Annotated in this window: 20 protein-coding genes; 9 read left to right on the top strand and 11 right to left on the bottom strand. The window is 62.9% G+C overall.

Annotation, left to right across the window (positions count from 1 at the left end):
* From B4E36_RS21350 to B4E36_RS21340, 3 genes are all read right to left on the bottom strand, one after another.
* Positions 1 to 253: ATP-binding cassette domain-containing protein (locus B4E36_RS21350; RefSeq protein ID WP_345900798.1), on the bottom strand; the 253-nt coding region annotated here is incomplete at its 3' end.
* A gap of 3 nt (positions 254 to 256) precedes the next feature.
* A complete protein-coding gene (locus B4E36_RS21345; RefSeq protein WP_292055326.1) occupies positions 257 to 1204 on the bottom strand; it encodes a carbohydrate ABC transporter permease in 948 nt (315 codons plus the stop codon).
* Positions 1201 to 2094 carry a carbohydrate ABC transporter permease gene (locus tag B4E36_RS21340; protein ID WP_018064080.1) on the bottom strand — a complete coding sequence of 298 codons (894 nt, stop codon included), beginning with the start codon at positions 2092 to 2094 and terminating at the stop codon, positions 1201 to 1203. Before B4E36_RS21340 ends, B4E36_RS21345 begins: the two co-directional genes overlap by 4 nt.
* 217 nt (positions 2095 to 2311) lie before the next feature.
* Between B4E36_RS21340 and B4E36_RS21335 the strand changes: the two genes are divergently transcribed.
* The 3 genes from B4E36_RS21335 (at position 2312) to B4E36_RS21325 (ending at position 4789) form a co-directional block, all read left to right on the top strand.
* Positions 2312 to 3127, top strand: a complete 816-nt coding sequence (locus B4E36_RS21335) for an aldo/keto reductase (RefSeq protein ID WP_292055327.1) — start codon at positions 2312 to 2314, stop codon at positions 3125 to 3127.
* Positions 3128 to 3262: 135 nt separating this feature from the next.
* Positions 3263 to 3703, top strand: a complete 441-nt coding sequence (locus B4E36_RS21330) for a VOC family protein (RefSeq protein WP_292055328.1) — start codon at positions 3263 to 3265, stop codon at positions 3701 to 3703.
* A 63-nt stretch (positions 3704 to 3766) separates the two neighbouring features.
* Positions 3767 to 4789, top strand: a complete 1023-nt coding sequence (locus B4E36_RS21325; RefSeq protein WP_292055329.1) for a LacI family DNA-binding transcriptional regulator — start codon at positions 3767 to 3769, stop codon at positions 4787 to 4789.
* 317 nt (positions 4790 to 5106) lie between these two features.
* Here B4E36_RS21325 and B4E36_RS21320 read toward each other — a convergent pair whose 3' ends face one another.
* The 5 genes from B4E36_RS21320 to B4E36_RS21300 all read right to left on the bottom strand — a co-directional run bounded on the left by B4E36_RS21320 (position 5107) and on the right by B4E36_RS21300 (position 11437).
* Complete coding sequence (locus tag B4E36_RS21320; RefSeq protein ID WP_018064076.1) at positions 5107 to 5532, bottom strand: RidA family protein; 426 nt, start codon at positions 5530 to 5532, stop codon at positions 5107 to 5109.
* Between the two features lie 105 nt (positions 5533 to 5637).
* Positions 5638 to 7254: a hydantoinase B/oxoprolinase family protein gene (locus tag B4E36_RS21315; protein WP_292055332.1), complete on the bottom strand. Its 1617-nt coding sequence runs from the start codon at positions 7252 to 7254 to the stop codon at positions 5638 to 5640.
* A gap of 3 nt (positions 7255 to 7257) precedes the next feature.
* Positions 7258 to 9306, bottom strand: coding sequence for a hydantoinase/oxoprolinase family protein (locus tag B4E36_RS21310; protein ID WP_292055333.1), 2049 nt, complete (start codon positions 9304 to 9306; stop codon positions 7258 to 7260).
* Between the two features lie 87 nt (positions 9307 to 9393).
* Positions 9394 to 10710, bottom strand: a complete 1317-nt coding sequence (locus tag B4E36_RS21305) for an FAD-binding oxidoreductase (protein ID WP_345900797.1) — start codon at positions 10708 to 10710, stop codon at positions 9394 to 9396.
* Between the two features lie 10 nt (positions 10711 to 10720).
* Complete coding sequence (locus B4E36_RS21300; RefSeq protein ID WP_292055335.1) at positions 10721 to 11437, bottom strand: SDR family NAD(P)-dependent oxidoreductase; 717 nt, start codon at positions 11435 to 11437, stop codon at positions 10721 to 10723.
* Here B4E36_RS21300 and B4E36_RS21295 point away from each other — a divergent pair.
* The 5 genes from B4E36_RS21295 to B4E36_RS21275 all read left to right on the top strand — a co-directional run bounded on the left by B4E36_RS21295 (position 11436) and on the right by B4E36_RS21275 (position 15705).
* Complete coding sequence (locus tag B4E36_RS21295) at positions 11436 to 11744, top strand: hypothetical protein (protein WP_292055336.1); 309 nt, start codon at positions 11436 to 11438, stop codon at positions 11742 to 11744. The two genes, B4E36_RS21300 and B4E36_RS21295, sit on opposite strands and share 2 nt — an antisense overlap.
* The gene (locus B4E36_RS21290; protein WP_292055337.1) at positions 11741 to 12757 is read left to right on the top strand and encodes a TRAP transporter substrate-binding protein; all 1017 of its coding nucleotides are present in this window, start codon (positions 11741 to 11743) and stop codon (positions 12755 to 12757) included. Before B4E36_RS21295 ends, B4E36_RS21290 begins: the two co-directional genes overlap by 4 nt.
* Positions 12758 to 12867: 110 nt before the next feature.
* Complete coding sequence (locus tag B4E36_RS21285; protein ID WP_292055338.1) at positions 12868 to 13434, top strand: TRAP transporter small permease; 567 nt, start codon at positions 12868 to 12870, stop codon at positions 13432 to 13434.
* 115 nt (positions 13435 to 13549) lie between these two features.
* Positions 13550 to 14854, top strand: coding sequence for a TRAP transporter large permease (locus B4E36_RS21280; RefSeq protein ID WP_292055339.1), 1305 nt, complete (start codon positions 13550 to 13552; stop codon positions 14852 to 14854).
* A 47-nt stretch (positions 14855 to 14901) separates the two neighbouring features.
* Positions 14902 to 15705 carry a DeoR/GlpR family DNA-binding transcription regulator gene (locus B4E36_RS21275; RefSeq protein ID WP_292055340.1) on the top strand — a complete coding sequence of 268 codons (804 nt, stop codon included), beginning with the start codon at positions 14902 to 14904 and terminating at the stop codon, positions 15703 to 15705.
* A gap of 74 nt (positions 15706 to 15779) precedes the next feature.
* Here the strand turns inward: B4E36_RS21275 and B4E36_RS21270 are convergent, their stop codons facing one another.
* From B4E36_RS21270 to B4E36_RS21260, 3 genes are all read right to left on the bottom strand, one after another.
* Positions 15780 to 16448, bottom strand: a complete 669-nt coding sequence (locus tag B4E36_RS21270; protein ID WP_292055341.1) for an NAD(P)-dependent oxidoreductase — start codon at positions 16446 to 16448, stop codon at positions 15780 to 15782.
* Positions 16449 to 16516: 68 nt separating this feature from the next.
* Positions 16517 to 16990 carry an AtaL-like protein gene (locus tag B4E36_RS21265; protein ID WP_018064066.1) on the bottom strand — a complete coding sequence of 158 codons (474 nt, stop codon included), beginning with the start codon at positions 16988 to 16990 and terminating at the stop codon, positions 16517 to 16519.
* A gap of 24 nt (positions 16991 to 17014) precedes the next feature.
* A complete protein-coding gene (locus B4E36_RS21260) occupies positions 17015 to 17878 on the bottom strand; it encodes an SDR family oxidoreductase (RefSeq protein WP_292055342.1) in 864 nt (287 codons plus the stop codon).
* A gap of 103 nt (positions 17879 to 17981) precedes the next feature.
* Between B4E36_RS21260 and B4E36_RS21255 the strand changes: the two genes are divergently transcribed.
* Positions 17982 to 18878 carry a LysR family transcriptional regulator gene (locus B4E36_RS21255; protein WP_292055343.1) on the top strand — a complete coding sequence of 299 codons (897 nt, stop codon included), beginning with the start codon at positions 17982 to 17984 and terminating at the stop codon, positions 18876 to 18878.
* Positions 18879 to 19302: the final 424 nt, after the last annotated feature.

The following is a 19302-nucleotide window of genomic DNA, read 5'->3' as shown; positions in this document are numbered from 1 at the left end:
CGTAGGACTGGAACACCATGGCGAGGCCGCGGTCCTTGGGATCAAGCTCGGTAACGTCGCGCCCGCCAATGGTGATGCGGCCGTCCGAGACCTCGATGAGCCCGGCAAGCAGGTTCAAAAGCGTGGTCTTGCCGCAGCCGGACGGGCCGAGCAGCACCAGAAAGGCGCCGTCATCGACGGAAAGATTGAGATCGTCCAGCACGGTCAGCGCGCCGTAATCCTTGACGATGTGTTCGAAACGGATCTCAGGCATGGATTATCCCTTGATTGCGCCGGCAGTGATCCCCTGCACGAAAAACTTGCCGAGAAAGAAATAGATGACGAGCGGCGGGATCGCGGTCAGAAGCGCTGCCGCCATGTTCTCGTTGTAGCGGACCTCACCGGTGGTGGTGATCACCACATTGGCGAGAATGACGGTCATCGGCTGGGTGCCGAGGCCGCCGAATGTCAGTCCGACCAGGAAGTCGTTCCAGATGTGGGTGATCTGCATGATCAGCACCACGATCAGGATGTTGCCGGACATCGGAATGATGATCTCGACGAACACCCGCCAGAACGAGCCGCAATCCATCATCGCCGCGCGCATGATCTCGTCGGGTATGTCCTTGTAATAGTTCCGGAAGATCAGGGTCAGCAGCGGGAGCGACAGGATTGCGTGGACGATCGCGATGCCCCAGACCGTGCCATAGACCTTGACGAGGCCCGACAGCACGATCAGCGGGATCATGATGATCTGGAAGGGCACGAAGGCACACATGAACAGAAGGAACATGAACGGCCCGGCCCAGCGCACATTCCACAGCGCCAGCGCATAACCGGTGACCGAGGAGACCGCGAGCGACAGGATCAACGAGGGAAACAGGATCATCAGCGAATTGACGAAGCCGACCTTGAGCCCGTTGCAGTTGATCCCGGAACAGGCATCGTTCCACGCCGTCAGCCAGGGTTGAAGCGTCCATGTCGTCGGCAGCGCGAAAATGTCGCCGAGCCGGATCTGGTCCATGGTCTTCAGAGAGGTGACGACGATGACGTAGAGCGGCAGGCAGAAGAACGCCGCGCACATGACGAGGAAAACCAGGATGGCAATCGACCGCGGACTGATCCGCTTCTTCGGCCGGGGAAAATAGACCGGGCGATCGGTCACCGCGCGCTGCCTAGCCGCGGGAAACGGCGCTGTCGGTCCGGCATCTGTCGGAAGCGTCATGCGGGGCTCCCCTTGCGGCGCTGCTGCCAGGCCGTCAGCATCACCAGCGGCAGGAACACGGCGAGCGTGATCAGCAGCATGATGACCGCGGCGGCGGAGGCATAGCCGAGATTGGATTTCTGCCAATAGGCGTTGACGGTGAAATAGGCCGGCACATAGGTCGATTGCCCCGGCCCGCCATTGGTCATGGCGACCACGATGTCATAGGCCTTGACCACGCCGAGCGAGAGCAGGATGGCGCAAGTGAGAAAGGTGAAGCGCATCATCGGCACGATGATCTCGATATAGAAGCGGAACGTGCCGACGCCATCGAGCTTGGCCGCGCTCCAGATTTCCGAATTGATGCCCTTCAGCCCGGCCAGCATCAGAGCCATGTAGAAGCCGGAGCCCTGCCAGATCGAGGCGAGAATGATGCCGTAGATCGCGGTATCGCCGGAGGACAGCCAGTCGAACCGCACCCATTCCATGCCGATCGAATGGAAGAAATTCTGCAGGCCGAGGCTCGGATCGAACAGCCAGCGCCAGGCGACGCCGGTGACGATCAGCGACACGGCGAGCGGATAGAGAAAGACCGTGCGGAAGACGCCCTCCCCGCGCTTCTCGGCATTGATCAGGCAGGCAAGAATGAAACCGAAGCCGATCGCCAGCGTGCTGCCGACACCGAGAATCAGAAGGTTTTTCAGCGAGATGAGCCAGGCGTCATCCTTGAACAGACGCTCGTACTGGCGCGACCAATCACCCCAGTCGATGGCATAATCCGGAAACCGCCGGCTGCGGGTGAAGCTCAGATAGATGGTCCAGAGCATCGACCCGAAAAAGGCGACGAATGTGATGATGACCGCCGGCGCCAGGGCAAGCTGGGGCGACCATCGGCTCCACCGAATACGCATGTTCCTCCCTTTCCGCCTGCCCCTTGCGCCGGGGTCCGCGGCTTTCTGCAACATCGCTCCCATCAATGTTGTATTACCGGTAACATACGGCTATGTTCGTATTCCGGTCAACAGAGAAAATCGGCGAGCACGCTTTTCGCGCCAAAAGCTCCGGTTGTCGCCTGCATTGCCGGCCGCCGGCGGAGGAACGGTTAAAAGAACAGGGTGGAGGAGAAATATGAAGAAAAATCAATATGGTATGCCCTTGATGGGGCTCGGCACGTTCGACCGTACGGGATCCGCCGGTATCGATGCGATCCTGACGGCGCTGGAAATCGGCTACCGACACATCGACACCGCGCAAACCTATGACACGGAGCGCGAATGCGGCGAGGCGCTTCGCCGCTCCGGATTGAAACGGGAAGACGTGTTCGTCACGACCAAGATTTCCACGGAGAATTTCGGCCCCGGCATGCTGGCGCCGTCGCTCCGGCAGAGCCTTGACCGGCTCGGCCTCGATCAGGTCGATCTCACCCTGCTCCACTGGCCCTCGCCGAAGAACAAGGTCGCGCTTTCGACCTATGTCGAGCAGATCGCGGAGGCGCACGCGGCCGGTCTGACGCGGATGATCGGGGTCTCGAATTTTACCCGGTTTCTCCTTGCCGAGGCCCAGACGATGCTGGGAGACCTCAGGATCGTCAACAACCAGTTCGAGTGCCACCCCTACCTTCAGAACCGGATTCTGGCCGATTATTGCCGGGAAAATGGGATTTCCGTCACATGCTACCTGCCGATTGCCAGGGGCAAGCTCGCGGGCGACCCCGTGCTGGAGCCGCTGGCCGCGGAGAAAAACTGCACCGTCGAACAGCTTGCTCTCGCCTGGTCCATGGCCAAGGGTCATGCGGTTATCCCGGCGTCGGGAAAGCCGGAGCGGCTGAAGAGCAATTTCGCCGCACAGGCGGTAACGTTGAGCGATGAGGATATGGCGACGATCGCCAGGGTCGATTGCGGCCGGCGCTATATCGATTTCGACTGGGCGCCCGACTGGGACTGAGGACGGCATTGACAAGTCATGCGGCTTGGCTAAAACCTGTTCGTATTACCGGTACTACAGGCCGGACACGATCCCGGGCACCGCACCTTGCCAGGTATCGTCCTTATCTTCAAAAACGTGCGCGGGAGGAGTTTCATGAAGGGTATCGTTCACATCGGGCATGTCGCCATCAAGGTGACAGACCTCGAAAAGTCACTGGAATATTATGAAAAACGCCTGGGCTTTCCGGAGATGCTGCGTCTGCACAATGACGACGGCACGCCGTGGCTGGTCTATCTGAGGATCACCGACGACCAGTATCTGGAGATTTTCCCGGGCGCCGAAAACGACCGGGCGCCGGGCTGGAACGCCAATGGCGTCAACCACATGTGCTTCACGATAGAGGACCTCGACGGCACGGTTGCCCGCATCGAGGAAGCGGGTATAACGCTTCTGTCGCCGATCAAGGAAGGGCTCGACGGAAACCGTCAGGCCTGGCTTGAGGACCCGGACGGCAACCGCATCGAACTGATGGAAATGAAGCCCGGCTGCATGCAATTCGAGGCGATCGAGCGCCTTCACCGCGAAGGCCGCTGAGACGAATTCGAGCCTGCCGGTCTTCGGGCCGGCGGCCCACCGCAGAAAGGATGACTGTCAGGCATGGGCAATTCAGGGGCCCGGCTCGCCGATATCGCGGCCCGGACCGGCTATTCCAAAAACACCGTTTCTCTTGCCCTGCGCGACAGTCCGCGCATTCCCGAGGCGACGCGTGACCTCATCCGCACCGCCGCGCGCGAACTCAACTACCTGCCCAATCACGTCGCCAAGTCGCTGACCAGCCGCGAGACCAAGACCATCGGCCTCGTGCTTGCCGACATCACCAACCCGATCCTCACCGAAACCTCGCGGATGATCGAGAAGGAACTGGCGAAGCTCGGTTACGGCACGCTGTTTGCTACTTCCAACAATACGCGGCGCGAGGAAGTCGCGGCCATCGAAATGTTCCGTTCCCGCCAGGTTGACGGCATGCTGATCTACCCCGCGCGCGGCGATCGCAATTTCGAGCACCTGATCAAGCTGCGCCGGGCCAATTTTCCGGTGGTGCTGCTGACCTGCGGAGAGAATATCGGCGTCGATATGGTCGGGGTTGATGAAAAAGTCGGGGTCTACAAGGCCGTTAGGCATTTCATCGATCTCGGGCACCGGCGCATCGGCACGCTCGACAGCAATGCCTCCGAAGGCAACCATGAAAAGTTCGACGGCTACGTTCAGGCGCTTGCAAGCGCCGGCATCGCTTTCGATCCCGAGTTGCAGGTTTCGCCCGCTGGCTATGGCCCGGCTGCCGGATACTGGGCGATGGACACGCTGATGGCCGCCGCAAACCGGCCCAGCGCGGTTTTCGTGGCCAATGATTATATCGCTGTCGGCGCGGTGCGCTGGTGCCAGAAGCATGGGCTCCGTGTCCCCGAAGATGTCGCGCTGATCGGTTTCGACAATCTGGAAATGAGCGAATTCCTGAGCGCGCCGCTGTCGAGCGTGAGCTATGAGATCGATATCCTGACACGACTCGCGATCGAACGGCTTCTGAAGCTGATCGCGGCATCCGGCAAACTGCCTTCTCCGCGCGTTACGATGATAGAACCGGAACTTGCGATCCGCGACAGCAGCGGCAGTGCGCTTTAGGACCGGCCAAGCCCGGCGCTTGACTTCGGCCCCTCCGAGTTCGTCGAGGAGCAGCAGAAAATCCTGCGCGCGGGGCCGCGATTGGAACCGCAATCTTGTTGCTGATTGGCCGCCCACCGGGGCAGGCGATCGGCACCTTGCAGAAATCAGGCCGCAAAGGTTGATGGCGGACCTGGCCGAGCCGCTGCCAAGGCAGCCTTGCCCGGCCAGTCTAGAGCGTTTCCGCATTTCACGGAAACGCTCTATCTCTTTGTTTTTACGCAATTCCGGACGGTGAACCGGTGTTCACTACATCTGGAATTGCTGTAACGCGGTGGTCAGCCGAGCGAGATGGTGATTTCCTCGACCTCTGCCTTGGAGGCGCCGCGATAGGCGGTGACTTCGATCTCGACCTTGAAGTCCGGGGCGCCGAGCGGCGAGCAGGTGACGGTGCGCTGCGGATCGATGCCGCGGAAGCGCTCGCCGACATATTCCATCACCGCCTTGGCATCTTCGACGTAGGGGATGAAGATCTTCGACTGGACGACATCGGCAAGGCAGGAATCGACCGCCTTCAGCGCGCCCTCGATATTGTCGAAGCACTGGCGGGCCTGCTCGACCGGATCGGTCGACATTTCGCGGGTCTTGTAGTTGCGGCCGGCGGTGTTGGACACGAAAATCCAGTCGTCGACGCAGACGATGCGCGAATAGCTCTCCTTGGTTTCGAAGATGGAGCCGGATTTGACTTTGGTGATCTTGACCATGATTTTTCCTGTTCTGTTTGGGTTTGAGAAGGACAAAGGAAGAGTGTCCGCAGGCGCTGCCGCCTGCGACGAGGATGGGAATCGGATGAAATGCCGGCGGGGCGATTACTGCTTGTAAAAGCGCTCCGCCGTCGCCGCGCTGATGCGCCCTTCGGCAAGGTCGCGCCGGACGGCTGCCGGGTCGCGGCCAGCCGGATCGCCGTAACCGCCGCCGCCGGGGGTGGTGATCGAGACGATCTGGCCGGGCTTCAGGTCGACCATGCCAGCGAAATCCGTGCGGCCGTCGCCGAAGTCGAGCACGGTGCCCCGCGCGGACGTCCCGCCATCGAGGCCCCAGGGCTCCGAGGCCACGCGCGAACCCTCGACGGTGAACCGGCAGGCCTTTTCCGCGCGGTAGACCCGGCGCACGCCCATGCCGCCGCGCCAGGTGCCGGCGCCGGCGGAATCATCCACCAGTTCGTAGCGCATGAGCGTCAACGGATATTCGAGTTCCAGCGATTCCACCGGCAGGTTCGAGGTGTTGGTGAGGCTGACATGGATGCCCGAAAGCCCATCGGCGGATGGCCGCGCGCCGCCGCCGCCGCCGATGGTTTCGAGATAGACCCAGATCGAGCCGTCTTCATGGGTGCCGTTGAAGATCGCGCCGGTGCAGCAGCCGTTGCCGGCCGCCATGACCCTGCCGGGAAGCGCCTTGGCGAGCGCGCCGTAGACGAGGTCACAGACCCGCTGGGCCGCCGCTATGCGGCCATCGACGGCCGCCGGATGCTCGCAATTGAGGATCGAGCCCTTCGGCGCGGTCACCGTCAGCGGGCGGGCAAGGCCGGCATTGGGCAGGATCGTCGGATCGACGACCGATTTCACCGCGAAATAGCTCGCCGCCAGCAGCGAGGTGTAGATCAGGTTCAGCCCGGCGCGCAGCTGCGGCGGGCCGTCGAAGGCGAGCGTCATCTCGTCCCCGGCAATGGTGATCTCGACGGACAGCCGGATCCGGTCGCCGCGCTGGTTCGAGTCGAACTGGTCGGAGAAGCTGTAGGTGCCGTCGGGAATGGCGGCGATGCCGGCGCGCATCTTGCGCTCGGCATAATCCTGCAACGCCTCGCCGGCGGCCAGCACCTTGTCCGTGCCGTATTTGCCGCAGAGATCCTGCATGCGCTGGACGGCGAGCCGGTTGGCCGACATCTGGGCGCGCAAGTCGGAGAGGCGTTCGCGCGGAACCTGGCAGTTGAGCAGGAACATCTCCTGCAGGTCCTGGTTCAGCACGCCCTCGCGATAGAGCCGGACCGGCGGAATGCGCAGGCCTTCCTGATAGATATGCTCGTGGCCGCGATCGGCGAAGTCCGAATGGTGGGCGGTGTTGACGGCCCAGGTCACCAGCGTGTCATCGACGAAGATCGGCTCGGCGAGCACGATATCCGGCAGATGGGTCGCCCCGCCCGCATAGGCGTCATTGGCCATGAACACATCGCCGGGCTTGATGTCGTTCATCTTGAACCGACCGTAGATCGCGCCGATCACGCCGAGGAAGGAGCCGAGATGCATCGGGATATGCTCGGCCTGGCAGAGCGTGTTGCCGTGGCGGTCGAACAGCGCGGTCGAGCAGTCGCGGCGCTCCTTGATATTGGTCGAATAGGAGGCTCGCACCAGCGCCTCGCCCATCTCCTCGACGATGGACTGCAGCGCCGAGCCGATGACTTCTACCGTGATGGGATCGATCGTGGTCATCGTTCAAACCTCCAGGATGAGATTGAGATAGGGGTCGATCGTGCCGGTCATTTCCGGCAAAAGCACAGTGGTCGTGTCCATCTGTTCGACAATCGCCGGGCCGGTGATGACATTGCCGGCCTTTAGCAGGCTGCGTTCATAGACCGGGCAGGCGACGAAACCGCCGGCCTCCGACATCCACACTTCACGTTCGCCGATCTTCGCCCCCGCGGCATCGGGCCCGTGATCGTCCTGGCGCTGGAATTCGGCCTTGTCGACGATGCCGGCGGCCTCGACGCGCAGGGTGACGAGCTGGATCGGCTCGCCCTCGGCGATGAAGCCGAAGCGCTGGCGGTGCGCCGCCTCGAAGCCCTTCTCGAGTGCTGTGAAGGTCTCCGCCGTGATCGACCCCGCCGGAACCGTGACCGAGAGCTCGTAATTCTGCCCGGCATAGCGCATGTCGACCGTGCGGATGATGACGCGACGATCTTGCGCGATGTTTTCCGCCGCGAACCAGACATCGGCCTGTTCGGCAAGTGTCGCGAAACCTTCCTCCACGGCTGGGCGTGCAGCGTCCGACAGTTCCATCAGCCGCGACAGGGCGAAATCGGAGCGCAGATCGGTCAGCAGCAGCCCGAGCGCGCAGAGCGTTCCGGGCGTCAGCGGCACGATCACCGTCTTCATGTCCAGTTCCCGCGCAAGGCGGGCGGCATGCAGCGGTCCGGCGCCGCCGAAGGCCATCAGCGCGTAATCGCGCGGATCATGGCCGCGCTGGACCGAGATCACCCGGATCGCCTTCGCCATATTGGCGGTGACGACGGAGATGATGCCCTGCGCCGTCTCCATCACGCCAACGCCGAGCCTGTCGGCGAGCCGCTGGATCGATTGAAGCGCCAGGTCATGCCGCACCTTCATGCGGCCGCCGAGGATTTCGACCGGGTTCAGCGTCTGCAGCACGATATTGGCGTCGGTGACCGTCGGCTCCTCATTGCCGAGCCCGTAGCAGACCGGGCCCGGATGGGCGCCGGCCGAGCGCGGCCCCACCTTCAGCAGGCCGCCGGTATCGACATGGGCGATCGACCCGCCGCCGGCGCCGACCGTGTGGATATCGAGCATCGGCGCCTTGATCGGATAGCCATGGACATCGGCCTCGCCGGTGAGCTGGCAGACGCCGTTCTGGAGAAGCGCCACGTCGGACGAGGTGCCGCCGACATCGAAGGTGATGATGTTGGCAAAACCGGCCATCCGGCCGATCGCCTGCGCGCCGACAACGCCGGTCGAGGGACCGGAGAGCACGGTGCGCACCGGCAGGCTGCTCGCCTGATCGAAGCCGATCACGCCGCCATTCGACTGGGTGAGCTGCGGCGCGACCTTGAGGCCGATCTCGGACAGGCGGTCCTTCAGCCGGCGGATATAGCGCTGCATCACCGGGCCGAGATAGGCGTTGACGACCGTGGTCGATAGCCGCTCATATTCGCGGAACTCGGGCGCGACGGCATGGGAGGTAGAGACGAACACCTCCGGCAGTTCCTCCGCCGCGATCGCGAGCGCGCGCTCTTCGTGCGCGGTATTGAGGAAGCCATAAAGGAAGCAGATCGCCAGCGCCTTGATATCCTCGGCGGCAAGCGCGCGGAAGGCTTCACGCAGCGCATCCTCGTCGAGCGGCACGGCGACGCTGCCATCGGCCTTCAGCCGCTCCGGCACTTCGCGGCGCAGATCGCGGGTGACGAGCTGTTCCGGCTTTTCGGCGAACATGTCGTAGAGGTTGGGGCGCTTCTGGCGGCCGATCTCGAGCAGGTCGCGGAACCCATCGGACACCACGAGGCCCGTTTTCACGCCGCGCAGTTCGATCAGCGCATTTGTGGCGACCGTGGTGCCGTGACCGAGAAAGGCGAGATCGGCGGCCTTCGCGCCAACCTTTTCCAGCCCCTCGACCACGCCTTGGGCGATCGCCCGCGACGGATCGTCCGGGGTGGACGAGACCTTCCAGATCTCGATTGCTCCGGTTTCATCATTGAAGAGGCAGACATCGGTGAATGTTCCGCCGGAATCGACGCCGATTCTCCAGGCCATATCGTGTTCCCTTTGTTTTGACGCGCGTTGCGAACGAAAAAGTCTGCACCTTTTTTCCGCCCGCGCGCCGTGCCGTCGCGTCGCTCTTCAGGCGGCCTTGGCAGTCTTCGAAAAGCGTTCATACCGGAAAGGCGCCGGATCAACGCAGGTTTTTTCATTGCGGACAATCTCGGCCATCAGGCGGCCCGCCCCCGGCCCGCTGCCGAAGCCGTGGCCGGAAAAGCCCGATGACAGATAGAGGCCGGGCACGGCCGCAATCGGGCCGATCACCGGAATGGCATCCGGCGTCGCATCGATCATGCCGGCCCAGCTGTGGGTCAGGCGGGCATCGGCGAAGGCCGGAAAGGCGCGCTTCAGGTTGCGGACCGCATTGCGGTTGAACGGCGCATGCGGGACAGGGTCGAGCGTGCGGATCGTCTCGAAGGGCGTAGCCTCATCGAGCGACCAGTGGCGCGGCATTTTCATCTCGCTCACCGTCTGGCCGTTGACGCGCAGCTTCAGCTCCCGCCAGCTCGTCATGAGCGTCGGCAGGAAGTCGAAGAACAGGCGGAAGCTGTCCGGCGTGACCGGCGCGACATTGGCATTGCGCTGGGCAATGGTATAGCCGCCGTCGAGACGCTTGCGGAAGGAGAAATCGCCGCCGCCGACCGGCATTTCCGGCACGGCGCCCTCGCTTTCGATCCGCGCGGCCGTGCCGAGCAGCTTCAGTTGCGGGAAATCGAGGCCGAGATTGCCAAGGAACAGCCGCGACCAGGCACCCGCCGCGACGACGACGCTCGATGTCGCGATCGTGCCCTTCTCCGTCACCACGCCGCTGATGCGACCGCCCGCCGTCTCGATCCCGCGCACGGCGCAGTTTTCGATGATCGTTGCGCCGAGACGCACGGCGGCCGATGCCATCTGCGGCACGGCCCTTTCCGGCTCGGCGCGGCCATCATTGGCGGTATGGAGCCCCAGCGTATATTGCGCGGCAATGCCCGGCAGCAGTTTCCGCAGACCGGCGGAATTAAGAAGCGTCGAAGGCATGCCGGCCTCGCGGCCATATTTCTCCCAGGCGGTGAATTCGGCGATCTCGGCCTTGGTGCGGCAGACATAGGTGATGCCGGTTTCGCGGAATCCGGTCTCGATGCCGAAGCGGCGATCGATATCGCGCCAGAGGTTGAGGCTTTCGATCGTCAGCGGCAATTCGGCGGGATCGCGCCCCATCTGCCGCACCCAGCCCCAGTTGCGCGAGCTCTGCTCGGCGGCGACCGTGCCCTTTTCGCAAAGGACCACGTTGACCCCGGCCTCGGCCAGGAACAGGGCGGTCGTGACCCCGGCAATGCCGCCGCCGATGACGACGACATCGGCGCTTCCAGGCAGGGGAGCGGAAAAGCCCGGACGTTGCAAATTCGGAACCGGCATGGCGCTCTCCTCAGAGCATGTCTTCGAGGCGGCAGTTGACCAGCATTTCCGCCATCGCCGCATTGTTGGGGAGCTCGATCGCGGTGCGCACCAGTTCGGCCATGGTCTCCGGCTGGATCATGTCCTCGGGTTTGACCTTGCTGGTGTAGGAGCTCATCTCCGTGCGCACGAAGCTCGGGCAGATCGCGGTGGCGCGCACGCCCTTTTCCCAGGCGACATGACGCGTCGTGTGGGTCAGCCCCATGACCGCGAACTTGGTCATGTTATAGCCGACGAAGCCGTTGCGCACCCGCTTGCCGGACATCGAAACGATATTGACGATCCGGCCGCGACCGGTCTCTTCAAGATGCGGCAGGCAAAGCCGCGTCAGCCGGAGCGGCGCCTTGACGTTGACGGCCCAGAGGCGGTCCAGCGCCTCTTCATTGTCATCGGTGAGCAGCACCTGCTCGCCGCTCCCGGCATTGTTGATGAGGCCGTCGATGCGGCCGAAATGGGCAACCGTTTCGTCGACCCATTGCTTCGCCGTCTCCGGCTCGAAGGCATCGAAGCGGTGATAGAGCAGCTTGTCACCGGGCGCACCGAACGCGGCTTCAAGCTTGAAAACATCGCGCGCGCCGAGCGAAAGCCGGTAGCCATGCTGAAGCAGATCCCGGACGATCGCCGCGCCGATGCCGCGATTGGCGCCGGATATCAGGATAACCGGTGCGTCCTGTGGTGAAGTATGCATGTATCGAATTCTCTTGAAACGTTATCAGAAGGTCGTTCGCCGCTTTATGCGTTTATATGACGTTTTATGGTCGATTTACGGTGAGATGGCAACTGTCAATCAACAGAGAGATCAAAATATCGGGCAAAAATGCATCAAACCGCGCACCAACACGCGCTATTTTGCAGAAAAGATGAACCTTTGTGCGTTTTTTATTGACAGTTTTTGGCAAGGCTGCTTACCTTGCCAAATCCGAAGAACGAAAACGTCTCGGTGCCCGGCCGAACAGCGGGCGGGCGCAAAGCCTTACGAAAGGGGAACCGAATGACCATCACAAGACGTACGCTGATGCGCAATGCCGCCCTAGCCGGCGCGATCGGCGCCCTTGGCAACCGTGCCTTTGCCGCCTCGACCATTCGCTGGGATATGGCAGACGAGTACAATGCCGACGCCCTTTCGGGCAAGGCGTCGAAATACTTCCTGACCGAGTTGCAGAAGAAGGTCGGCGACCAGATCGCCATCACCTATCAGGGCGGCGGCGCGCTCGGCTACAAGTCGGCGGACCAGTTCGACGCCGTGCAGGACGGCGCGGTGCAGACCGCGGTGACCCTGATGACCCAGCTCGGCGGCATCGACCCGTTGTTCAACCTGTCCTCGTTGCCGTTCATCGCCAAGACGCCGAAGGAAGCCTATCTTCTGTGGCAGGCGGCCCGGCCGGAATATGAAAAGATCTTCGCCGACAACAACATGGTCCTGCTCTGGGCGATGCCGAACCCGCCATCCGGCATTTTCGCCGACCGGGCGATCACATCCATGGACGCACTCAACGGCCTGCGCATCCGCACCTATGACGTCAACGGCACGCAGACGCTGATGAAGGCCGGCGCGGCGCCGCTGCAGATCGCATGGTCCGATCTCATCCCCCAGCTTTCGACCGGCGCGATCGACGCCGTGCTCACCTCCGCCGATGGCGGCGTGCAGCTTTCGCTGTGGGACTATCTCAGCGATTTCACCGAGCTGAACTACGCCATGGGCCTATTCATGTGCCATGTGAACAAGGATGCGTTCGACGCCCTGCCGAAGGATGTCCAGGACGCCATGCTCGGCATCACGGAAAGCTGCGACGCCTATAACTGGCAGATCATGACCGACAGCATCGAGGCTTCCTACACGATCCTGCGCGACCACGGCATGACCGTCACCACGGCGGCCGATGTGCCGGACGACGTCTTCGCGACGCTGAATGCCGCCGGCGCTGCCGTGCGGGAGGACTGGGTGGCGAAAACCGGATCGCGCGGCGCCGATGTGCTGGCCAGGTTTGATGCGCTGAAGGCAGGCTGATATCTCTCCTCCTGCGGCCCGCTCCCACTATGGGGCGGGCTGTCTGATGCATTTCAATCAGCGGGCTTGCAGCACGAAGACTGTGATTGCCCGCTGCAGCGGAGACGATCATGGCGCTTGAAGAACCGCATTCACATCACATGAGCGAGGCGAGCGATGATCCGACATGGTTGCGGCTGATTGCGCATGCCTCGACGATCCTCAATCGGGCGGCGGCGGTCATCGCGGCCTGCATCCTGGTCCTGATGACGGCGTTCACGCTTCTGGAAATCTGCCTGAGGCTGTTTTCGAAATCGACCTTCATGGCCGACTCGCTGGTCGGCAACGGGGTCGCCGCCGTCGGCTTTCTGTCTGCGGCCTGGGCACTGGAGGAAGGCTTCATGATCCGCGTCAAGGTGCTGACCGATCGGGCCGGACCGAAACTGGCATGGCTATGCGAGTTCTTCACGCTCGTCGCTGTCGAGGCGCTGATGCTGTTCATGGCCTGGTACCAGTGGAAGTCCGTGTTCAAGAACTGGAGCCGGGGCACCGTTTCCGAAACCTATCTTCCCATCCCCATGTGGATCCCCGAAAGCTTCTTTCTGATCGGCCTGTCTCTGATGGCCTTTCAGGTTTTCGTGCGCATCCTCCGGCTTCTCGCCGTCGGCCATGCCGACGAGCGCGCGCTGACGCTCTAGAGCGCGTCCGGGAAAAGTGGATACCGGTTTTCCCGGACGCGCGTCAAAACAAATAGGTAGAGCATTTCGGTGATCCGGTTTTCACCGGAAATGCTCTCGCTGAGGAACGAAAGTCATGTCCGTTTCAATGTCCGTCCTGACGCTGCTGTTGCTGCTCGTCCTCTTCCTCGGCGCCGGCACGTGGATCTTCGCCGGCCTGATGCTGGTCGGCGCCGGCGCGATGTATTTCGCGCTCGATTTCAGCTGGGTCCGGATCGGCTCGATCGCCACCAAGGTCGTATCGTCCTCGGCCGTGTCGTGGGAGCTTGCCGCGATCCCGATCTTCATCTGGATGGGCGATATCATCTTCCGCACGGATATCTCGAACCGCCTGTTTCGCGGCCTCTCGCCGCTGGTATCGCGCATTCCCGGCGGCCTGCTGCACACCAATGTCATCGGCTGCACCATCTTCGCCGCGATCTCGGGCTCGTCGACGGCGACAACCGCCACGGTCGGCAAGATCACCATTCCGGAACTGAAGGCGCGCGGTTATGACGTTTCGCTCGCCTCCGGCTCGCTGGCCGGCGCCGGAAGCTTCGGGCTGCTCATTCCGCCCTCCATCGCGATGATCGTTTATGGCGTTTTGGCCCAGGTCTCGATCGCCAAGCTGTTTGCCGCCGGCCTCCTGCCCGGCGTGATGATGGCGGCGCTTTACTCCGGCTACATCGCCCTCGTCTCGCTCATCCGCCCTTCGGTGGCGCCGCCCCATGGCGAGCCGGTATCGTGGAGCGTGGTCCTGAGAGGATTGCTGGATCTGGTCCCCATCCTGGTACTGATGACGATCGTGCTGGGCGCGATCTACACCGGCGTCGCCACGCCTTCCGAGGCAGCTGCCGTGGGCGTTTTCGGCGCGATCGTGATCACGCTCGTCACCCGCCAGTTTTCCTGGCAATTGATGGCCGACAGCCTGAAAAGCACGATCCGTGTTTCTTCGATGATCCTGATGCTGATCGCGGCCTCGGCCTTCCTGTCGTCTGCGATCGCCTATATGCACCTGCCGACGATGATCACCGAAAGTATCGCCGCGATGAACCTGTCGCCCTATGGCGTTCTGCTGATCCTCGCCGTTCTCTATATCGTGCTCGGCATGTTCCTCGACGGCACGTCGATGACCGTGATGACCGTCCCGATCGCCGTGCCCCTGATCGTGCATGCCGGCTTCGATCCGCTCTGGTTCGGCGTCTACCTCGTCATCATGATCGAGATGAGCGCGCTTACCCCGCCGGTGGGCCTCAACCTCTTCATTCTGCAGGCGCTGACCGGGGAGACCATCGGCAAGACCGTGCGCGCCGCCTTGCCGTTTTTTCTGCTGTTGTGTATCGGTACCGCCCTGCTTGCGGTTTTCCCGCAGATTGTGCTTTGGTTGCCCAATACCCTGTGACACCGCCTCTGCGGAACCTTGAAGACACTCGACCTGAAGGCTGGAACTTGGACGACGACAACAACACGGAAGAACTTCTGCCGGCCGAGCGCCGCCAGCAACTGGTGGACTGGTTCAAGAGCAACCAGGCCGGCACCAGCCAGGATCTGGCCCGCATGTTCGGCATCTCCGTGTCGACGATCCGCCGCGATCTCGACCTTCTGGCCTCCGAAGGGCTGGTGAAGCGCACCCATGGCGGCGCCGTCAGCATTCGCTCGCGCGCGACCTACGAGCCTTCGACGGATCTCGCACGCCGCACCGCGCTTGAGGAAAAGCAGGGGATCGTGCGCGAGGCCTTGCGCTTTATCGAGCCCGATCAGGCCCTGCTGATCGACACCGGCGCCGTCATCTGTCACCTGCTGGCGGAAGAAATCGCCAGCCTCGATATACCGCTGACCATCATCACCAACGACCTCCATGTCGCCCAGGTGCTGACCTACAAGCCGAACATCAAGCTGATCGTCCCCGGCGGGGCATGCCGGTTCGGCTCGTTCAGCCTTCTCGGCGAGCCGGGCCTGAGTTTCCTTGCCGACATTCGCTGCGACCTGTTTTTCATGTCCGCCGCTGCAATTGACGAACAATGCGTTTCGGAAACCCTGCTCGAACTGGTCCAGTTGAAGCGCGCCATGATCGCGGCCGCAAACCGGGTCATCCTCATGGCCGATTCCAGCCGTTTCATGGAACGCGCCCTGCACAAGACCGCCGCAATCGATGCCATCGACACCATCGTCACCGATGAAGGCCTCGCCCGCGAACAGATCGACAAGTTCCCCTCCCCCGGCCCGCAGTTCATCACGGCATTGATGTCCTAGATATGCGCTTTCAGTTGATGTCGATTCATTTCTGAGCCCGGGCCCCGCACGCGACATCCGCGCCCTCTCCCGTATCACCATGTCACGAGCGGCGCCTTTCCCTTGAAGGCATCGCTTTCCACCTGATCGAGGACGAAGTCGGCGACATCAGCGCGGGCGATCGTTCCGCCGTTGAAGCCTTCAAGATCGAGCAGGGCGCGGACGCTACCGCGCGACGGCTTGTCGTTCAGGACCGAGGGGCGCACGATCACCCAGTCCAGGCCGCTCGTGCGGATGACGTCTTCCTGCCGGTTCTTGTCAGCATACACCTTCCGTAAAAGGAGCGGCATGATGAGGCGATCGAAGACAAAGCCGCCATGCCCCCGGCTTTTGCCCGCGCCCATACCGGTGATGGCGACGAGCTTTTTGACGCCCTGATCCTGCATCGCCGCGACCAGCACCTTGCTCGCGGCGGAGAGCAGCGTCACCGCGCGAAACGGGCTCGCTGGTGTGCCGAGCGCGCTGATCACGACATCCTGCCCTTCGAGCGCCGACCGCAGCGCGGCCGGATCAAGGGCGTCGCCGATGACGATCTTCGCGCCTTCCAGTCCTTTGGCCCTTTCGGCATTGCGGGCGAGAATGGTGACGTCATATCCGCGCGAAATGGCCTGGGCGACGATCAGCCGGCCGGTGCCTCCGGTGGCGCCGAGGACGAGCAGTTTCGGATGGGACGCAGCTCTTTGGGTCGATATTGAATTTTCCATGACGTTTTCTTTCGAAAAGCGGGACGCCTTGCTTGCGGCGCTCCCGCGGTTGATGGATGTTGCCCGGGTCAGAGCCGGCCTTCGGCGAGGAGTTCGCGGGTGCGCTTGAGCGTCGACAGCAGCGCGGCCTTGTAGCCCTTGTCGCTGTCGAACTGCGCCTGCTCGGCCTGTTCCTCGGGACCGTCCGGCGCCTTGTCGCGCAGGCCGAGATAGCAGTAGAACTTGAGCCACAGCGTGCCGGCCTCATCCTCGAACAGCTCGTTGATGATCGCGCCTTCGCGCGGGCCGGTCGCCTGGAAGAAGGTGACTTTGGTCAGAGGCTCGAGCACGATGATCTCGCGCAGGTCCGCTCCGGCGATCGTTGCGTCGCGCACGAAGTGCGTCGCGCTTTCCGCGCTGACGTCGCAGCGTGTGCAGAGACCCTCCGGCAGGAACAGGCGCGCATCGCGGGCCTTCAGTTCCAGGCCTTTCCAGGCCTGTTCGCGGGTGAGCCTGATTTCGCCGGCCGGGTTTACCGGAACGGTGGCGGTCGAATAGATCATGATACGTCTCCTGGGTGTGAGGGGTCAGCCGGCGATCTGCGCGGCGAAATCGCGATAGGTGCGGAGCGGGCGGCCGAGCATGGTCGTCAGCCGCTCGACGTCGCCCTCTTCCGGCACCATGCCGTCAGTGACGAAGCGCTCGGCCATGACGCGCATGTCGAGGGCCATCCAGCTCGGCATGGCCTGCTGCATGTTCTGCTCGAACCCGGCGAAATCCTCGCCCGGATAGGCGATCTCGCGGCCGAGCACCTCGCTCCAGATCGCCGCAACGTCGGGACCGGTCAGCGTTTCCGGGCCGACCAGGTTGATGCGGTTGAGAGGCAGCGGGTCGGGCGCGTTTTCGCGGCGGATAAGCTCGATCGCGGCGACTTCGCCGATGTCGCGGGCATCGACCATCGCGAGCCCCTTGGTGCCGATCGGCATCGGGTAGATGCCGTAGCCGGTCACTACGTCCTTGATCATCACTTCATTGTCGATGAAATAGGCAGGGCGCAGGATGGTCGCGTGCATTCCCATCGCCTCGATCATCCGCTCGACGCCGAACTTGCCGGCAAAATGCGGCACGTTCACATAGAGGTCGCTGTGGATCACCGAGAGATAGACGATGCGCTCGATCCCGGCCTCGCGGGCGATATTGAGAGCGATCAGCGCCTGGGTGAATTCGTCCGGCACCACGGCATTGAGCAGGAACAGCGAGGTGACGCCGGAAAAGGCCTCGCGCAGCGAGCCGACGTCGAGCAGGTCGCCCTTGACGACGGCGACGCCCGCCGGAAAGTCTGCCTTGGCGGGATCGCGCACCAGGGCGCGCACATCCGCGCCCCGTTTCACGAGTTGATCGACGACATTGTGCCCGACATTGCCGGTCGCACCGGTTACAAGAATGGTCATGAGAGAAACTCCGGTTTGGTGTTGAAGACACTTGCAAGATCGGTGATCCGAATTCATTCTGATAGACGTCAATTTTGGACGCGCTGTCTCACAGGTGGAACGGATGGATCTTCTCGCCCTTGCCGATTTCAATCTTGTTGCCCGGCATGAAGGGTTTGGCCGGGCCGCGCGGGCGAGCGGTCGCCCGAAGGCGACGCTGTCGCGCCGTGTCTCGGAACTGGAGGCGAGCCTGGATTTGCGCCTGTTCGAGCGCGGCGGCCGCGCCCTGAAGCTCACCGAAGAGGGGCGCGCGCTGTTCGAACGAACCTCCGCCCTCCTCACCGATCTCGAAGAAACCGCCTCGGCCATCGCATCGCGCGGCCAGACGCCGCGCGGACGCCTCAGGATCAGCGCGCCGCTTTTGTTCTCGCAAACCGCCATGGGAAAGCTCGCCGCGGATTTCGCGCTGAAGCACCCTGAGGTGCGGCTCGAGGTCACCACCGAAGACCGGCCCGTCGACATGGTCGAGGAAGCCTACGACCTGGTGATCCGGGTCAATCCCGATCCGGACGAGAGCCTTGTCGGCAGGGCCTTCCTCCGCGACCGGCTTGTGGTCGTCGCAAGCCCGGAGGTGAAGCCGTCAACCGAGGGCGCTCCCGCTCCGGCCGTGGTGCGCGGTCGGGCCGAAGAAAGCGAAACCTGGCATGTGGCGACGGCGGGGGGACCATCCGCGATCGCCGTCCGGCCCGTCCTGAGCCTGTCCTCGCTCCCCATGGTCCGCGACGCCGTGCGGATGGGGGCCGGGGTCGCACGCCTGCCGATCTCCCTTGTCAGCCACGATCTTGCCGCCGGACGGCTTAACCATTGGGGTGACGTGGAAGGATCGGAGATCGCGCTTTGGGCGCTCTATCCCAGCCGCCGGCTTCTCAGCGCCCGCGTCTCCGCCTTCCTCGACCATCTGCGGGAGGCCTTTCCGGACGGATCCCCCGAAGAGCTCGCGCGCTATGTCGGGAATGGATAGCGAGGCCGCACAATTTTGACGGACGGGATAAACCAGGTTCGGCATGCGTCCTTGTTGCGCGCCAGCGCCTCTGATTGGCAAAACGCTCGCGGTTCTGCTCGATGCGCGCCAGATCGTAGAGATAGTTCGCCATCACGCCGCAGCTTTCCCTCTGACCGCGTTCGGAAAGGTCCGCATCGGCATGAACGGCGTGAAGAGAGCGCCATTACCAAGGTGAAAGCGCCTCCATCGGTTCGGTTCGTGCCAGCGGGCTCGTCAAATCTACCGGGCTCGCGCTCCCAAGCTTTGGACAAAAAAGCGGACTCTTCCTCAATATCTGAGGTTCAGGGCCTGCGGACACCCACGAAGCGTTCGAGATTTACCCCGCGCGCGTCGCCGAGGCCTAGAGCCCTTCAGGCTGAAATGGAAGCGTTCTGCGGCAAGG

This window comes from Martelella sp. UBA3392 (assembly GCF_002358775.1).
GTDB classification, from domain to species: Bacteria; Pseudomonadota; Alphaproteobacteria; order Rhizobiales; family Rhizobiaceae; genus Martelella; species Martelella mediterranea.
This window is presented reverse-complemented; position numbering and strand designations above follow the sequence as displayed.

Coding starts and splice junctions, on each gene's coding strand:
- B4E36_RS21345 (WP_292055326.1), bottom strand. CDS start 1,204: ATGACGCTTCCGACAGATGCCGGACCGACAGCGCCGTTTCCCGCGGCT.
- B4E36_RS21340 (WP_018064080.1), bottom strand. CDS start 2,094: ATGCGTATTCGGTGGAGCCGATGGTCGCCCCAGCTTGCCCTGGCGCCG.
- B4E36_RS21335 (WP_292055327.1), top strand. CDS start 2,312: ATGAAGAAAAATCAATATGGTATGCCCTTGATGGGGCTCGGCACGTTC.
- B4E36_RS21330 (WP_292055328.1), top strand. CDS start 3,263: ATGAAGGGTATCGTTCACATCGGGCATGTCGCCATCAAGGTGACAGAC.
- B4E36_RS21325 (WP_292055329.1), top strand. CDS start 3,767: ATGGGCAATTCAGGGGCCCGGCTCGCCGATATCGCGGCCCGGACCGGC.
- B4E36_RS21320 (WP_018064076.1), bottom strand. CDS start 5,532: ATGGTCAAGATCACCAAAGTCAAATCCGGCTCCATCTTCGAAACCAAG.
- B4E36_RS21315 (WP_292055332.1), bottom strand. CDS start 7,254: ATGACCACGATCGATCCCATCACGGTAGAAGTCATCGGCTCGGCGCTG.
- B4E36_RS21310 (WP_292055333.1), bottom strand. CDS start 9,306: ATGGCCTGGAGAATCGGCGTCGATTCCGGCGGAACATTCACCGATGTC.
- B4E36_RS21305 (WP_345900797.1), bottom strand. CDS start 10,710: ATGCCGGTTCCGAATTTGCAACGTCCGGGCTTTTCCGCTCCCCTGCCT.
- B4E36_RS21295 (WP_292055336.1), top strand. CDS start 11,436: ATGTATCGAATTCTCTTGAAACGTTATCAGAAGGTCGTTCGCCGCTTT.
- B4E36_RS21300 (WP_292055335.1), bottom strand. CDS start 11,437: ATGCATACTTCACCACAGGACGCACCGGTTATCCTGATATCCGGCGCC.
- B4E36_RS21290 (WP_292055337.1), top strand. CDS start 11,741: ATGACCATCACAAGACGTACGCTGATGCGCAATGCCGCCCTAGCCGGC.
- B4E36_RS21285 (WP_292055338.1), top strand. CDS start 12,868: ATGGCGCTTGAAGAACCGCATTCACATCACATGAGCGAGGCGAGCGAT.
- B4E36_RS21280 (WP_292055339.1), top strand. CDS start 13,550: ATGTCCGTTTCAATGTCCGTCCTGACGCTGCTGTTGCTGCTCGTCCTC.
- B4E36_RS21270 (WP_292055341.1), bottom strand. CDS start 16,448: ATGGAAAATTCAATATCGACCCAAAGAGCTGCGTCCCATCCGAAACTG.
- B4E36_RS21265 (WP_018064066.1), bottom strand. CDS start 16,990: ATGATCTATTCGACCGCCACCGTTCCGGTAAACCCGGCCGGCGAAATC.
- B4E36_RS21260 (WP_292055342.1), bottom strand. CDS start 17,878: ATGACCATTCTTGTAACCGGTGCGACCGGCAATGTCGGGCACAATGTC.
- B4E36_RS21255 (WP_292055343.1), top strand. CDS start 17,982: ATGGATCTTCTCGCCCTTGCCGATTTCAATCTTGTTGCCCGGCATGAA.